The following is a 15,395-nucleotide window of genomic DNA, read 5'->3' as shown; positions in this document are numbered from 1 at the left end:
AAAAGGTTTTACTTTTTTGCATTTGCACAAATAGGTTATCTTTGCCAAAAATTAAAACTTATGAATTCTTTACAGACTATAATTGAACAAGCTTGGGAAAACAGAGCTTTACTACAAGAAACTACTACAACTGATGCCATTAGAGAAGTAATCGAATTGGTTGATGCAGGAAAATTACGTTGTGCTGAACCGGTTGGTGACAAGTGGCAAGTAAACGAATGGGTAAAGAAAGCTGTTGTAATGTATTTCCCAATTCAAAAAATGGAAACATGGGAATCTGGTATTTTCGAATATCACGACAAGATGTTGCTAAAAAGAGGATATGCTGAAAAAGGAATTCGTGTTGTACCTAACGCTGTTGCACGTTACGGAGCTTATATTTCAAGTGGCGTAATTTTGATGCCAAGTTATGTAAACATTGGTGCTTATGTAGACGAAGGAACAATGGTTGACACTTGGGCAACTGTTGGTAGTTGTGCACAAATTGGTAAAAATGTTCACTTAAGCGGTGGTGTTGGTATTGGCGGGGTTTTAGAACCTTTGCAGGCTGCTCCGGTAATTATTGAAGATGGTGCTTTTATTGGTTCTCGTTGTATTGTTGTAGAAGGAGTTCATGTTGGTAAAGAAGCTGTTCTTGGTGCTAACGTTTGTTTGACTGCTTCAACAAAAATTATCGATGTAACTGGTGACGAACCTGTTGAAATGAAAGGTTTTGTTCCTGCACGTTCAGTTGTAATCCCTGGAAGTTATACTAAAAAATTCGCTGCAGGTGAATTTCAGGTTCCATGTGCTTTAATCATTGGTACACGTAAAGCATCTACAGATCTTAAAACTTCATTAAATAACGCACTTCGCGAATATGATGTTGCAGTGTAATGTGATATAATCTTACATAAAAAAAATTAAAAAATCCATTCTTTCTTATTATTAGAAAGAATGGATTTTTTTGTTCAAAATCAGGAAAAAAAAGTATACTATTGCATCGTTTTTACAAGCCAAATATTTAATCAAAAGAAGAAAGAGAAAAAAGGAAAAAAAATAGAATTCTAAACTACTGCTCATGTTTAAAGAAGGTAAAAAATTATCTGTAATTATATTAACTTACAATGAAGAATTCTACATCGCCGACGCTATTCGATCTGTTGAATTTGCTGACGAAATAATTGTTTTAGATTCGAATAGTACCGACGCTACTGCCGAAATTGTTTCAAATCTGGGAGCAACACTTATTTTTAGAAAATTTGACAATTATAGCAATCAAAGAAATCATGCTATTGAATCTGCAACCGGAGAATGGGTTTTATTTCTCGATGCTGACGAAAGGGTTTCTGAAAAACTTAAACATGAGATCCTGGACTGTATTAACCTGAACAATTGTGATGCTTTCAGAATTTGGTTTCCTCACTTTTTTATGGATCGTTTCTTATTTCATTATACTGATAAAGTAACACGTTTGATTAAAAACGATAATATTCGTTTTGAAAATGAAGTACATGAAAAATTGGTCCTAAAATCAAAACCTCCTGTATTAAAAAATCATATGATTCATTATACTTATAAAAACCTATTTCATTTTATAAGCAAAAAAGATAAATATGCTTGGTTTCAGGCACAAATGTCATTTGAAAAAGGAAAAAAAGCAACTCTGTTTTTATTGATGTTCAAACCTTTCTACCGTTTTTTTCATACTTATTTTATAAAGAGAGTTTATCTTGACGGAGTTCCCGGATTAGCAGCGGCTGCAATCGATGCTTATGGTGTTTTCTCCAGATATGCCAAGATAATATTACTGGAAAAAAAGTTAGAATAATTTTAATTTACCGAATTTTATTTTCAATCGAAAAACTACTAAATTATCCAAACCTTTAATGTCTATGCGTTTTATTTCATAATTATCCTTAAACGGAAATCTATTTGGGCGATTACCAATCTTTAATCCAAATTTCATCTTGTTTTCACTAAGCAATATCTTGAAGTTTGCTTTCTCAGCACTTTCTTTAGGGTAATTTCCGTAAGGATAAGCGAGAGCAGGATATACAGTAAGATTATGATTTTTAATTTCTTCTTCGCATTTCAAAAAATCATTCTGTATTTGTGCAGGACTTAACATTTGGTATTTATTGTGCTCATAAGAATGATAGCCCAATTCGATTATATCTGTTGGCAATTTTTTTAATTGCTCAATGGTCATGATTTTTTGTGGTTCTTCTGTACCTTCATTCCATAAATCAGTTTTCGCTATATACTTGAAAGGAATAAAAAAACTGGCTTTTAGTTTGAATTTTTCCAATAAAGGTAAAGCATAAATCAACTGATTTTCTGTAACGTCATCAAATGTCAGGATAATACTTTTTTCAGGAATGGTTTTCATTTTCTCCAGCTCAGAAAAATGAAACGTTTTATAACCGTTATCTGTCAGATATTGAAATTGTCTTTCTAAATTATGTACCGAAATTGTCAACTTATTACTACCTGATTCAGATTGACATACGTTATGATACATTAAAATTGGTAATTTGGACATTTTAATTTATTTTCAACAAAGTTATTTATTTTAAGATTATTTTTGATGAAAAAATCAGAAATCGTGTCAATCAAAAACATAAGCGTGATCTCACTTTGCTTTAATGATGAGATCTATATAAAAAAGCATATTGATAATTTATCGTTTGCTGATGAGATTATTTTAATCGATAATAACAGCACTGATAAAAGTGTTTTGATTGCAGAGGAATTAGGAGTAACTATACTTCATCAAAAAGATACCAAACGAGCCGATATTATAAAATCGACAATTGATTCTCTGAAAAACAATTGGGTAATAGTAATTAACACTACTGATTATCTGTCTGAAGAACTTATAAACGAATTAACTACAGAAGCTCATAAGCAAAAAACTGCTTCGTCTTATTTTGCCGGACAAACTTTATTTTTCTTTGGCAAAACCATAAAATATGGTGTGTTTTTAAACAAAAAGAAACTTTTGCTTTTTGATAAAACAAGATTCTCTTACTCAGAAGTTTTTAATCGTTACCCGCCTAAAAAACTCACACTTTTCAAGAACAAGATAAATTCTTTTTCATATAAAAATTTTGAAGACTTTAATAGCAGACTAAATTTAATTAGAAAAGAAGAAGCTTTGGTTTTGTTTCAAAAAAATAAAAAACCAAATATTTATCATTTTTTCATGAAGCCCTTTTTTCTTTTTATCAATCAATATTTCCTAAAATTAGGATTTATAAATGGTCGGGAAGGATTCATTCTAGCTTACATAAGTTCTTTTTCTGTTTTAAAACGATACTTTATGCTATGGTTATTATATCGCAATATGGATTGATTTTTTAGATTGTTTCTCTATAAAAATTAAAACTCCAGATTATCACGTCCTATAAACTCTATTTATAAATGAAAATATTAGTTATACAGCAAAAAAGAATTGGCGATGTTCTCGTAAGCAGTATTTTATGTAATTCTCTTAAAAAACAATATCCGGATTCTGTTATAGATTTTATGTGTTATGCTCATTGCAAAGATGTTTTGATTGGCAATCCAAATATAGATACTGTAATTATACTTCCGGAAATAACCCGTAAATCGTATTTATCCTTATTTAAGTTTTTCTTTGAAATCAGATCTCAGAAATACGATGTATTAATTGACATTTACGGAAAATTAGAAACCAATCTAATTACCCTGTTTTCTGGTTCGAAAACTAAAATATCTTACTATAAATGGTACTCTGCTTTACTTTATAACCACAATATAAAGCGATTACAAAAAGAGGAACCTGCAAAATACGGACAAGCGATAGACAATCGGCTTTTATTATTAAATCCGCTAAAACTTGCTGACAAAACAATAGACCCTCATCCAAAATTATTTGTAAGTCAAAAAGAAAACCAGGACGCTACTGCCCTTTTTGCTGAACATAAAATAAGCAGCGACAAAAAAATTGTAATGATCAGTTTATTAGGAAGCGAAAAATCAAAAACCTATCCTTCTGAATATATGGCAAGGGTTATCGACTATGTAGCTGATAACAGAGACATTGATATTCTTTTTAATTATTTCCCCAGCCAAATTGAAGAGGCTAAAAAGATACTTGATTTATGCTCAAAAAGTACTCAGGAAAAAGTATCATTTGACTTACTTGGTAATGATGTAAGATCATTTATTGCTATAATGGATCAGTGTGATTTTATTATAGGAAACGACGGAGGTGCTGTAAATATGGCAAAAGCACTGGGAAAACCTTCATTTACAATTTTCTCTCCACATGTTGATAAAAAAGACTGGGCTACTTTTGAAGATGGCTTACAAAACATCTCTGTACATCTCAGCGATTACAAACCTGAATCAATAAATGGACTTGCAACTAAAGAAATAAAAACAATTATATCTTCTTTGTACAACGAATTCAATCCTGAACTGTTTAAAGATAAACTTAACTTTTTCTTAAATCAGCATCAATAAAATGAACGAACTTAATTATTTTAGATCAAAATAATTACTATTATAAAATTAAGAAAGGCAGAATAGTTTTCTATCCTGCCTTTTCTATTTATTTCTTTTTATTTCTTTTTATTTCTTCTTTTGAAGTTTTAAAAGCTTTGCATATTTCATATAAGAAAAGAATGCCTGAATCATTGCAATTGACAATCCGTCTAAACCATTAAAGATACCTTTCTTGAAAAAATAGCAACGAACAAAAGATACTGTTCCGTTTAGAATAGGCTTAAAAGAATTTACTCTTCTATTATTATCAAATAATTGTTGTGCATGCCAACCGGAGTATTGATTTTTTTTAGCAATAATCTGATCTAAAGAATCCCAACCATAATGTAATATATGTACCGGTACTCTTTTCTCATTTTGTGATACTATTTTTTGATGCACTATTGCTTCTGAAGGATGAGCTGTTTGCTTATTAAAAAAACGAACTTTATGATCGGGATACCATCCTGAGAAATCAATTAGTTTATCAGCCAAAAAGTTTTTTACCCTAAAACTAAAAGCATCATGATTTCCTTCAAGGTATTTTTTGTTTACTATAAAATCTTCTGCATCTTTATCCAAAAACTCATCAGCATCAAGATTCAAAATCCAGTCATTTTTACAATACGGGATGCCATGTGTACGTTGTGGACCGTCTCCTAAAAAATCTTGCTGAAGAACTATTGCTCCTTTTGCTTTAGCAATTTCAACTGTACGATCCCGACTAAAAGAATCTACTATAATTACTTCGTTACAAATTTTCAGTAAAGCATCGATGCATTCTCCTATATTTTTTTCTTCGTTGTAAGTAATAACCAGGCCACTTATATCCATTGCAAAATTTTATGTATTGACTACAAAAATAATCCTTTTATTTAGTTTAATGTCATTAAAATCCCTCTTTTCATAAAATAGTTTGTAGTTTTGTACTTAAAATTGAATTTAAAATAAATGAGAATATTAGTCATTCAGCAAAAAAGAATTGGAGACGTATTAACCAGTACAATAATCTGTAATAACTTAAAAACCAAGTTTCCTGACGCGGTGATAGACTATATGTGCTATCCAAATTCTGTCGATGTGCTGTTAGAAAATCCTAATATTGACAACATAATTCCGCTGTCAAATAAGATCCGAAAATCTTATCCTTCTTTATTCAAATTTATATTTGAAATACGCAGAAAAAAATACAATGCCGTAATTGATGTATACTCGAAATTAGAAACCAACTTAATCACCGCATTTTCCGGTGCAAAATATAAAGTTTCATATCATAAATGGTATACCAAAATATTTTACAATTACACCTACGAACGTTTTGACGCTATCGCATCTGAACACGGACTAGCAATCGAAAACAGATTACTGCTTCTTAGGCCTTTTATTTCAGAAAAAATTACTGATGTAAAACCCAAAATATTCCTAAAAGAATCCGAAATTAACGAAGCAAAACAACTTTTAAAGAGCTACAATATAGATGCTGAAAAGCCGCTTATTATGTTTGGAATTTTAGGAAGTGAAGTTTACAAAACCTATCCATTAGAAGGAATGGCAAAAATTATAGATTTTACAGTAGCCAAAACTAACGCCACTATCATCTTTAATTATATTCCGAATCAAAAAGAACAAGCTCTGGAAGTATATAATTATTGTTCTGAAGAAACCAAAAAACATATTGTGTTTGATTTATATTGTACTGAGCTAAGGCCGTTTTTAGCTTTACTTTCGCAATGTGAAATGTTGATAGGCAACGAAGGCGGAGCTGTAAATATGGCAAAAGCACTTGATATTCCTACTTTCTCAATATTTACTCCTTCGGTTAGAAAGGAAACATGGCAATTATTTGAAAATGAAGCAAAAAACGCTTCTATTCACTTAAAAGATTTAAAACCTGAAATATATGAACAACATACCGAGCAATATATCAAAGAGCATACTTTTGACTTTTATGCTGAATATCCTTTGCCTCTGATGCTCGAAAAATTAGAAACTTATTTCAAGGAATATAAAAACTAAAGCGTTCAGGTCATTGGTACTGAAAGACAAATAAAAAAAGGATAAAAAACAATTTCACTTATGTTTTTTATCCTTTTTTTATTATTATTTTTTCCAGAATTTAAGTTTCTTCTTCAAACGTCTCTTTCTATAAAATTGCTCCTGAAAATCAGCAGTAAATTTCCATAAAGTATCGTATGTTTTTTGCTCAGATTCTCCGTATAATTTCGAATACTCATTGCTCATTATTGCAACCATTTCTTTTAAAGGAGTTAAACGACACAAATTTTTCATTCTCATTTCAAAAGTCATCGACTTATGAAATACCATTCGGTTTAAATCGACCAAAAAGAATTCATAATTTCCATCGGCTTTCTTTTTAATCAGTGTATTTCCCGGTGAATGATCGAGAAACTCAATTCCTTTTTCGTGAAGTTCAAAACTAAATTTTGTAAACTGTCTTAATATATTCTCGTGATCCGGATAGTCCGGAATTTCTACCAATTCTCTATACGTTAATTCAGTAACTAAATGTTCGCTTGCATAATAACTGTCTCGCAAACCTAACCAATTAAAATTTTCAAGATATGCTATTGGCTGTGGTGTACCTATGCCTTTCTCTAACAAAATTGTAGCATATTCGAAAGATCGTCTTGCTTTAGATTTTCTAAAATAGTTATAGGCAATCTTATTTACTAAGTTGGGAATTTTAAATGATTTAATATTAATTGTTTTTCCATCAAAATCAAATAACTTTATAATATTACGTTGTCCATCGCCAAAAATAGTACCTGAATCACTAAACGATTCAATAATATTCTGAATAGACGAACTGCTTTTGATAAAAATGGGATTTACTTTAAAATTCATTTACTTTTTTTTTATAAACGACAAAAATACGCATAGAATACAACACTTCAAATTAATATTATCAATTCATAAGAATTTAACTGTAATAACTACACTAATTTACCGGATTTGGGGTTTATTTATTTTAACAGATCAAAACATATAATTCAGTAAAAAAACGTCTGACTTTCAACAAAAAAGAAGCTTATTCTTTTTATATCAATTGCAACAAATTAATACGAAACATATATGTTTCGTATTAAGACTTTCAGAAAGCAAAAAGGTTTAATCTTAAATAAAATAAATTTAAAATAATCTTATTTGATCCATAATACCGTTTTAGAAAAAGGTCTATAACTACATTATCTTTTAGTTCTTTAATAAAATAAAAATGGGATAGTAAAGCTCATAATCTATCAAAAACAAATGTTTCCCCATCATTTAAAAGCGCTAAGTACTTCTGAAAAACATATACCAGGCGCCATTAACGAAATGTCTAACAAAGCTAATCTATTACTAAAATCACTCATCTATATTAGAAATTCTTAACTTGTATATCAATGACGTCGGTACATATAAATCTATCATCGCTATCCGGATCTGCGTATAAGATAATGAAAGCAAATATAATTGCTATTTATTTACTAATTTCGCCACAACTTTATAATAAAATATCAAATGAATATTACCTTAATAAGCCTCGATAATTGGGGACTCAATACAAATATTGCTTCAACTCTCGAGAAACAAGGTCATACTGTAAAGCATATTGATTTTAATGTTTTTAAGTATAAATATCCATCTGTATTACATAAGGCTTATAATTTTATACTAAAGGCGTTCTTTAAAACGAACTTAAAACACTTGCATTATGGAAAAGAAATTATAAAGCAATTACAAGAAAGCAAAGAAATCCAGGATGTTATCCTAACCATAAAAGGGGATTTTATTGATCCTGAAAGCATTCTTGAATTTAAGAAATATACTAAAAAATCTGTAGGCTTTTTTAATGATAATATTTATCGTTGTCATAAAATCAAAAGGGTCTTACATTGCTTTGATGAAGTTTATTCGTTCGAAAAAGACGATTGCGAAAACTTTAATCTAAAATTTGCCCCTAACTGGATCTACAATAAAAATGTGCCTTTAAACGAGGATAATACTTTTGAGTTTGATGTTTTCAATATTAGCTCTATTGATAAAAGGTTACCTATACTAGAACGAATAGCAGCGGAATTAAAATCTAAAGAAATAAATTTTAAATTTATTATTTATGATAAAAAACACAAGCCAACAGATTCTACTATTACGTATATCAACAAACATATGCCTTTGTCTGAAGTCAATGATTATATAAACCGTTCAAAAGTATTATTAGACATCAACAGAATTGGTCAGATTGGCTTAACATTCAGGGTTTTTGAAAGTTTGGGGTTAGAAAAAAAATTGATTACAACGAATTCTGATATAAAAACTTACGATTTTTACAATCCTAATAACATCCTTATAATAGACGAAAAAAATCCTGTTATACCGGTAGATTTTTTCGAAAATGAATATGAGAAGATCCCTGATCACATTTTTTATAAATACACTTTAGAAGGTTGGGTCGATAATGTTATTCTCAAAAAATAAGATTCTAAAAATAACTTCCCGCAATTAAATCTGCTGAAAAGTATTTTGCCGAATCATCGAATCTATTTAAGATTTCATTAATAATTTGTTCACTACAAAAACATCACTTTTACAATCATATTGTTTCAATTATATGTATCATTCAGTATGTTTGCAAAAAATTTAAATACCACTAAACTATTTTAAAAACAATGGTAACATGGTACTATTCAATCACATAAAAAAATGAATTTTACCATTTACGCCTTTCTGCTTCCTATATTAGTTGTGCTGATTATATCTGTTTTACTTGTAAACAGGCTTATAAAAACTGATTTAAGTGAAATTCGATATCCTGAAATTGACGGATTGAGAGGATATTTAGCCTTTTTCGTTTTCTTGCATCACAGTTACATATGGCAGGTATTTTTAAAAACTAAAAACTGGGAAGATCCTGCATCGAACTTATTTAATCAATTTGGAGAAACGACTGTTGTTTTCTTTTTTATAATTACTGCCTTTTTATTTACTACTAAATTATTCAATAATAAAACTGGGGTAATCGATTGGTCAGACTATCTTAAATCAAGGTTTTTCAGACTTTTTCCAATGTATTTTTTCTCGGTAATTATCATCTTTTTTTTAGTTGCCTATTTGACCCAGTTTACAATAAGGGTTCCGTTTATCGAAAACTTAAAAAGTACACTTTCGTGGTTATTTTTTAACGTGAGCAAAAATTCAAACCTAAACGGATTAGAAGATACCTTTATACTGAATTCCGGAATAACCTGGACATTACCTTACGAATGGACGTTTTACTTTTTGTTACCGCTTATTGCTTTATGGTTTAAAATAAAAGTAAATCTAAAAGCTGTATTGGCTTTTACGGCTGCGGCTGCAGTAATCATGATCATTAACAAATCGTCTTTGAGACATTTTATGCCTTTTGTAGGCGGTATAATTGTTGCCATCTTACTCAATACTAAAAAGTTTGAAGGGATCTTAAAGCAGAAAAAATATACTCTTCTAGCTATACTTCTATTATCAATTTCAGTCTACTTTTTCAATGGTGGCAGAAAACCAATTCAGATTGTAATATCATCCGTTGTATTTTTGATTATTGCTTCAGGAAATAACTTCTTTGGTATTTTATCAAGTGCTTTTTCACGCAAATTCGGACAAATAACATACAGTTTGTATCTGTTGCACGGTATTTTATTATTCATAATATTCTATTTTATAATTGGTCTTGAAAGAGCAAAAACACTAACTAATACCGAGTTTTGGCTTGTTATTACAGCTTCTGTTTTTCCTCTGATACTGATTTGTCAGCTTACTTTTAAGTATATCGAATTACCTTTGATGTCGATATCTAAGAGAAATAAAACAAAAAAATCATAACAGCTGATTATTTGATCGTGCGGTACAAATAATTCATCTTCTTTTTATTTATACCTTTGCAGCTTAAGCAAGCGTACAAAACAAGTATATAATTATAGAATGAACGAAGAAATTTTAAAAGCATACGAAGTCATCAAAGAGGGCGGAATTATACTTTATCCTACTGATACCGTTTGGGGAATTGGTTGCGATGCTACAAATCCTGAAGCTGTTGCCAAGATCTACAAACTCAAGCAACGTGCAGAAACACAAAGCATGATTGTACTGATGAACGGCGAGAAAATGATGTATAACGTATTTAAAAACATCCCTGAAGTTGCCTGGCAGATTTTAGATTTATCTGAAAAACCTACAACTTTGATTCTGGATGAACCAAGAAATGTTGCTCCAAATATTATTGCAGCAGACAATTCACTTGGAATTCGTTTGGTAAAAGAGCCTTTTTGCTTTAAATTATTAGAAAGAATGAAAAAACCTTTGGTTTCAACTTCGGCTAATATTTCGGGACAGCCTACTCCTATTGCTTTCAAGGATATTAGTCCTGAAATCATTAAAGGCGTTGATTATGTGGTTAATCTATATCATGATAAAGTTGCAGGAAAGCCTTCAACAATCATAAAATTAACAAAGGACGCACAGGTTAAGGTAATTAGAAAATAGTTTTTTTTCAGGTTTCAAGTTTCTGGTTAAATAACCTGAAACTTGAAGCTCTGAACCTAGTTAAACGCTTTTCAGGCTTTCAATTAGCCAATCTATATCTTCTTTTGTATTATAATGACTGAACGAAATTCTCAGGTTTGGTAATTTTAAATCTGTTTCTGAAAGCATTTCTTTTAAAACATGCGAAGGCTTTATACTTCCGGACTGGCATGCACTTCCTCTTGAAACAGCGATTCCTTTCATATCTAAACTAAACAAAAGCATCGAAGTTTTATCAGCAGAAAAAGGTAAAATAATATTGATAATATTATAAAAATCATCTCTTTTACCATTGATTCTAAATCCCGGAAAATGAATTTCAAGCTGATCAATAAGATACATTTTCAACTCTGTTATATATATTCTTTCATGATCTAAATTCTCATACGAAAGAGATAAAGCTTTTGCCATTCCTGCAATTTGATGCACTGCTTCAGTTCCTGCACGAAGTCCTTTTTCCTGTTCTCCACCAAAAATTAAGGGTTGTAATCCAGAATTTTTTCTAATAAAAGCGAATCCAGCTCCTTTTGGCCCATGAAATTTATGTGCGCTGGCAATAATAAAATCGACCGGGGTTTTCTGCAAATCAATTTCAGTTTTACCCACAGACTGAACGGTATCTGAATGAAATAAAACACCATATTGCTTACAGATTACACCAACCCTGTTCAGGTCTAAAATGGCCCCTGTTTCGTTATTTACATGCATCAGACTCACAATTGTCTTTTTTTCCTGAGCCAGTAAATTAGACAAATGGGTTAAATCGATACTTCCGTCGGGATTCATATTTACGTAATCAACCTGAACATTATATTCAGATTCCAGAACCAAAACAGTATGCAAAACAGCATGATGCTCTACTTTAGTGGTAATGATACGTTCTATTTTAAGATCTTCAACTGCAGAACGAAGTATCCAGTTATCAGCCTCAGTTCCTCCTGAAGTAAAAATAATTTCTTGTGCAGAACAATTTAGATATTTGGCTATACTCTTTCTGGAAAGCTCCAAAATAGTCTTTCCGTTTCTTCCAAAACTATGTGTAGAAGAAGGATTACCAAAATCTTCTGTCATAACTTTTGTCATTTCCTGAATAACTTCAGGACGCATAGCAGTTGTAGAGGCGTTATCGAGGTATACTTTTTTCATTATTGCAAAGTTATGAAATATCAATTGTCTATTCTTAAATATCATTTGCCAAATTTTTCACTATTTTTGACGTCAAATAAAATTACGATGAAAAAATATGCATGCCTTCTAGTATTCGCACTCTTATTAAACGGTTGCGATGACGGTGATTTAACAGTTGACACTATTGATTTTGATGACCCTACTATTTCATCTCAAACCTGCAATACATTAACGAACAGCTTAGTATACAGGCTTAAGAGTCAGGAATCTTTATTGATACAGTTACCGGACAATATGATTATAAACGATGTAACATTACCTGGAGCTCCAGTAATCTATAATATTGACAACAATTTATACCGTGTCGTTTACAGAGCTTATAACGGTAAAGTTGAGACAGCCAACATTTGTGGTACAATACCACCAACATCACCAAGTGTAACAGAAGAATGGCAAGCCAAAGCAGGAAAAATTGTAATTAGTACGACACAAAACGAAGTAATAGATGATGCTACAGGAAGTAGTAAAATTACAGGTTACACCCATAATATTGTTTTTAACAATATCACTTTTGCTAAACCATCCGGAATAGACCAGGTGAATGACGTATTTGATTTTGGAAATTTCGTAACAACAGTTACTCCGGTAGTTGTAGATTTTAGCGCTCAAACCGCTCAATATTGTCCCGATCAAAAGAAAGTTTATATCGAAAACACGACATCTTCTCTTGTTCTGGAAAACTTAAGTGACAATATAATTGTGAATGAAGATACCCCAACAGGAGAACCAAGAGAAAGTGCAATCAACTTAAACTCTTTTAATAAATTATATTACAGAACCTATGCCGGGGTATTGCCTGTAAATGCAAGTACTTACTTTTGTAACAGCCAAACACCTGCATCACCTGCTGTATTAGACACATGGTTTGGTAAGGACGGACTTGCTGATGTAAGTGGTATAATACAGGTAACTACCACTCATTCTCTTAAGGTATATAAACATACAATAGTGCTTAAAAAAGCAACATTACAAAAAGGAAATACTACTTTTAAACTAGGAGATAATTTCGTTTTAGGTACCGTAACTATTATACTGCCTTAGTAAAAAATAAAGCTCTTTTTATTAGAAAAACCTTTTTTTTATTCTTACAAAAAAAAACGTCCATTTTCAAACTAATCTTATTACAGAATTAGAAAGAAAACGGACGTTTTTTTTATGCACTAAAACGAACAGTTTTAACGCTAAAAAATAACTTACTTATTGTTTTGTCTAAAATAAACTTCGGTTGCACCTAAGCCATATTTCTGATAATTAGCATCCTGAAAATCAATTCCGTCGTAACGACCCAATAAAAAATCAAGCTCGGATTTTAGAATTCCTTCACCAACACCATGAATAAAAACAATCTTGGGAATGCGATTTCGAATCGCAAATTCAATATGTCTTTTTGCCGTTTCAGTCTGTAAAGTCAGGATATCATAATTCGACATTCCGCGTTTATTTGGAACCAATTTTTCGATATGCAAATCAAATTCCGGAGCCGAAATTTCACGCTTATCTTTCTTTTCTTTAACAAAACTCCTTGGTTTTGGCTCTGTTTTCTCTCTCGAAATTTCATCTAAATCAATTCTTCTAATAGAATTCATTAAATTACTGGTTTCCTGATTTTTAATCAACTCATTGACAAAAAATGTCATCATGAATCCATCTTCAGTTTCGATCAAAACCTCATTGTTTTTCACCGAAACCACTGTTCCGTTTATTGCTTCGTCTAAGACTGAAACTTTATCTCCTTTAGTCAGCATCTTGTTCCTCTTTATCTTGATTTTTACTCGGTGTTTTTGCACTCAACTGCATCATTCCATACATGAAAACTGCAATCGCAATTACCATAATATAGATATTTTTTTCTGCTGATACCTGCTCATATAACGCAACCGAAATTGCAAGGATCATTATTAAAATTTTAAAAGCTTTCATATTTTCATGTATAAGAATTCAAAAGTAAGAAACTTTAAAATAGAAGTTCATCACTCCTAAAATCTTATCCTCTATTTTTTTTCAAAATTGCACAAAATGACAATACCGAATTAATCACAAAAAACAACCTTCTTCGAATTTAAAAACACGACCCAAAATCGAATATTAGAAACCTACTACCATCCTGATTTATTCTTACTTTTTAAAACAGTCTTTCGGATCAAATTCCAGTATCAATTTCATCGTTTATATTTTCATTTTCATGACTCTGTTTTTTTTTTTCAATCATCACGAAAACGTCAAAAATGTACTTTTCTTTTCCCCCTCTTAAACCTTCTTTTTTATATCGGAAAGAGTTTTTTACAACACTTCGAAATCTGATTTTTCTGAGTTGAAAACCTTCAGAAATTATTTTTTAATCTGGTTCAGAATATCATTCATCATCTCGATTTGAACTTTCTGAATTTCGATTAATTCTTGTTGCTGATGCATAATCAAGTGATCAATTTTATCGTGAATCATTCTGATCTCTAATTCAGATTTCAGGTTGATCATATAATCTTTCTTGGCACGATTTCTATCTTTTTCTTCCTGACGATTTTGACTCATCATAATTACCGGAGCTTGCAAAGCAGCAATACAGGATAAAATTAAATTAAGCAAAATAAACGGATACGGATCAAAACCTTTATTGACCAAAATGTAAACATTGGCACCAATCCAGACTACGATAAAAAGTAAAAAGGAAATAATAAAAGTCCAGCTTCCGCCAAAGTCAGCAACTTTATCGGCTATCTTTTGACCAAAACTTCTTAGCTCCTGTTCATCTTCGACAATACTCACTATTGATTTATCCTCTTTCAGAGAATCGATAACACTTTTTTCAAGATCGGAAAGCGTTCCGATTTCGGTAGACAAATAATTCGAAATGTATTTTTGACGGTATAGATTTAGCTCTTTTACTGCAATACAATCATCCTCGCTAAAAGAGGGATGGTCTTTAACAATAAGTCCCAGAATTGGGTCATGAATAGATTTGCCCCAAATTTTCTCCTTTTCAGGAAAAGAAAGATTAGATATAGCACTCTTAAAGGTCGAATTGTTTTTCATTTTTTTTATAAATTTTACGGGCTAATTTACGCATTTAACTTCTTTAGAATCATATAAAAAATGTTCCTTTATATTTCTTTTATTTATCACAAATACAATTCTCAAAACAAAATTTCTTTATATAA

Annotated in this window: 16 protein-coding genes; 9 read left to right on the top strand and 7 right to left on the bottom strand. The window is 30.9% G+C overall.

The window, feature by feature from the left end; translation table 11 throughout:
• Positions 1–60: 60 nt before the first annotated feature.
• Both ACQKCJ_RS17670 and ACQKCJ_RS17665 read left to right on the top strand, forming a co-directional pair.
• Positions 61–876 carry a 2,3,4,5-tetrahydropyridine-2,6-dicarboxylate N-succinyltransferase gene (locus ACQKCJ_RS17670; RefSeq protein ID WP_271335594.1) on the top strand — a complete coding sequence of 272 codons (816 nt, stop codon included), beginning with the start codon at positions 61–63 and terminating at the stop codon, positions 874–876.
• A 184-nt stretch (positions 877–1,060) separates the two neighbouring features.
• Entirely contained in the window at positions 1,061–1,810 is a 750-nt protein-coding gene (locus tag ACQKCJ_RS17665) for a glycosyltransferase family 2 protein (protein WP_271335593.1), read from the top strand.
• Here the strand turns inward: ACQKCJ_RS17665 and ACQKCJ_RS17660 are convergent.
• Positions 1,802–2,524, bottom strand: a complete 723-nt coding sequence (locus ACQKCJ_RS17660) for a polysaccharide deacetylase family protein (protein ID WP_427402567.1) — start codon at positions 2,522–2,524, stop codon at positions 1,802–1,804. The two genes, ACQKCJ_RS17665 and ACQKCJ_RS17660, sit on opposite strands and share 9 nt — an antisense overlap.
• A gap of 45 nt (positions 2,525–2,569) precedes the next feature.
• Between ACQKCJ_RS17660 and ACQKCJ_RS17655 the strand changes: the two genes are divergently transcribed.
• Both ACQKCJ_RS17655 and ACQKCJ_RS17650 read left to right on the top strand, forming a co-directional pair.
• Positions 2,570–3,337, top strand: a complete 768-nt coding sequence (locus ACQKCJ_RS17655) for a glycosyltransferase (RefSeq protein WP_271335591.1) — start codon at positions 2,570–2,572, stop codon at positions 3,335–3,337.
• 68 nt (positions 3,338–3,405) lie between these two features.
• Entirely contained in the window at positions 3,406–4,473 is a 1,068-nt protein-coding gene (locus tag ACQKCJ_RS17650; RefSeq protein WP_427402566.1) for a glycosyltransferase family 9 protein, read from the top strand.
• Between the two features lie 108 nt (positions 4,474–4,581).
• On the opposite strand, the gene ACQKCJ_RS17645 is transcribed toward ACQKCJ_RS17650, so the two are convergent.
• Complete coding sequence (locus ACQKCJ_RS17645) at positions 4,582–5,328, bottom strand: glycosyltransferase family 2 protein (RefSeq protein WP_271335589.1); 747 nt, start codon at positions 5,326–5,328, stop codon at positions 4,582–4,584.
• A gap of 117 nt (positions 5,329–5,445) precedes the next feature.
• On the opposite strand from ACQKCJ_RS17645, the gene ACQKCJ_RS17640 reads away from it, so the two are divergent.
• Complete coding sequence (locus ACQKCJ_RS17640; protein WP_427402565.1) at positions 5,446–6,510, top strand: glycosyltransferase family 9 protein; 1,065 nt, start codon at positions 5,446–5,448, stop codon at positions 6,508–6,510.
• 84 nt (positions 6,511–6,594) lie between these two features.
• Here the strand turns inward: ACQKCJ_RS17640 and ACQKCJ_RS17635 are convergent, their stop codons facing one another.
• Positions 6,595–7,359, bottom strand: coding sequence for a Kdo domain containing protein (locus tag ACQKCJ_RS17635; protein ID WP_427402564.1), 765 nt, complete (start codon positions 7,357–7,359; stop codon positions 6,595–6,597).
• A 657-nt stretch (positions 7,360–8,016) separates the two neighbouring features.
• On the opposite strand from ACQKCJ_RS17635, the gene ACQKCJ_RS17630 reads away from it, so the two are divergent.
• From ACQKCJ_RS17630 to ACQKCJ_RS17620, 3 genes are all read left to right on the top strand, one after another.
• The gene (locus tag ACQKCJ_RS17630) at positions 8,017–8,973 is read left to right on the top strand and encodes a hypothetical protein (protein WP_427402563.1); all 957 of its coding nucleotides are present in this window, start codon (positions 8,017–8,019) and stop codon (positions 8,971–8,973) included.
• A gap of 225 nt (positions 8,974–9,198) precedes the next feature.
• Positions 9,199–10,353, top strand: coding sequence for an acyltransferase family protein (locus ACQKCJ_RS17625; RefSeq protein ID WP_427402562.1), 1,155 nt, complete (start codon positions 9,199–9,201; stop codon positions 10,351–10,353).
• 99 nt (positions 10,354–10,452) lie between these two features.
• Positions 10,453–11,013 carry an L-threonylcarbamoyladenylate synthase gene (locus tag ACQKCJ_RS17620; RefSeq protein ID WP_271335584.1) on the top strand — a complete coding sequence of 187 codons (561 nt, stop codon included), beginning with the start codon at positions 10,453–10,455 and terminating at the stop codon, positions 11,011–11,013.
• Between the two features lie 60 nt (positions 11,014–11,073).
• Here the strand turns inward: ACQKCJ_RS17620 and ACQKCJ_RS17615 are convergent, their stop codons facing one another.
• Positions 11,074–12,198: a cysteine desulfurase family protein gene (locus tag ACQKCJ_RS17615; protein WP_427402561.1), complete on the bottom strand. Its 1,125-nt coding sequence runs from the start codon at positions 12,196–12,198 to the stop codon at positions 11,074–11,076.
• Positions 12,199–12,285: 87 nt separating this feature from the next.
• Here ACQKCJ_RS17615 and ACQKCJ_RS17610 point away from each other — a divergent pair, with 87 nt between their 5' ends.
• A complete protein-coding gene (locus ACQKCJ_RS17610; RefSeq protein WP_427402560.1) occupies positions 12,286–13,281 on the top strand; it encodes a hypothetical protein in 996 nt (331 codons plus the stop codon).
• 152 nt (positions 13,282–13,433) lie between these two features.
• Here ACQKCJ_RS17610 and ACQKCJ_RS17605 read toward each other — a convergent pair whose 3' ends face one another.
• From ACQKCJ_RS17605 to ACQKCJ_RS17595, 3 genes are all read right to left on the bottom strand, one after another.
• Complete coding sequence (locus ACQKCJ_RS17605) at positions 13,434–13,985, bottom strand: Smr/MutS family protein (RefSeq protein WP_271335581.1); 552 nt, start codon at positions 13,983–13,985, stop codon at positions 13,434–13,436.
• Positions 13,975–14,160, bottom strand: a complete 186-nt coding sequence (locus ACQKCJ_RS17600) for a hypothetical protein (RefSeq protein ID WP_427402559.1) — start codon at positions 14,158–14,160, stop codon at positions 13,975–13,977. The genes ACQKCJ_RS17605 and ACQKCJ_RS17600 overlap by 11 nt, the downstream gene beginning before the upstream one ends.
• Before the next feature lie 408 nt (positions 14,161–14,568).
• On the bottom strand, positions 14,569–15,270 hold the full coding sequence (locus ACQKCJ_RS17595) for a DUF1003 domain-containing protein (RefSeq protein ID WP_271335579.1): 702 nt from the start codon (positions 15,268–15,270) through the stop codon (positions 14,569–14,571).
• Between the last annotated feature and the right edge of the window lie 125 nt (positions 15,271–15,395).

The sequence above is a fragment of the Flavobacterium sp. NPDC079362 genome, from assembly GCF_050267765.1.
Classification (GTDB): Bacteria; Bacteroidota; Bacteroidia; order Flavobacteriales; family Flavobacteriaceae; genus Flavobacterium; species Flavobacterium azizsancarii.
Note: the sequence above shows the minus strand (reverse complement) of the source record. Positions and strands in the feature narration are given on the sequence as shown.